The sequence below is a fragment of the Leptospira ainlahdjerensis genome (genome assembly GCF_016919175.1).
Lineage (GTDB): Bacteria > Spirochaetota > Leptospiria > Leptospirales > Leptospiraceae > Leptospira > Leptospira ainlahdjerensis.
Map to the genome: position 1 here is coordinate 1 of NZ_JAFFPU010000088.1, position 461 is coordinate 461.

The 461-nt window shown below is 48.4% G+C and carries 1 protein-coding gene; it reads left to right on the forward strand.

Annotation, left to right across the window (positions count from 1 at the left end):
* Positions 1 to 461 (forward strand): TIGR04388 family protein (locus JWG45_RS22050; protein ID WP_205281758.1); only part of this gene is annotated, 461 nt, incomplete at both ends.

Here is a 461-nt window from a genome sequence, read left to right on the forward strand (position 1 = left end):
CAGTCTTCCTTTATGAATATTGTAAACGGCGGGGAACAGGCCGTGGAAGCTTCTTGGGAAGCGGCGGTGGACGCTGAAATCAACGCGATCGTAAATTCAGTGACCTCCAGCGATCCTGTGAACGACGTTTCCGTTTATCAGCAAGCGGTTCGTGCACAGCTGGAATTGCAAAAGCAACAGGCAAAGAGTCAGTGGTTAGCGGATGCTTCGGCGTATATTCAAACGGAGTTACAATCTTTTTTGAATGTTCTTTCTCAAGCAACTTCGACGAACGTTACCAATTCCAATTCAACTTCGGTGAATTCGATCGACCCAACAGTACAAGCTACCACGACAACACCCGCTTCTCAGCAAGTGAGCCCCGCACAAGCAGCTCAAAATTATTATCAAGGCGCTCAGACTTGGGATGCGAAGTGGCAGGATCTTCTTGCTAAACAAGCCGCCTGGGAACAGAATTCCTT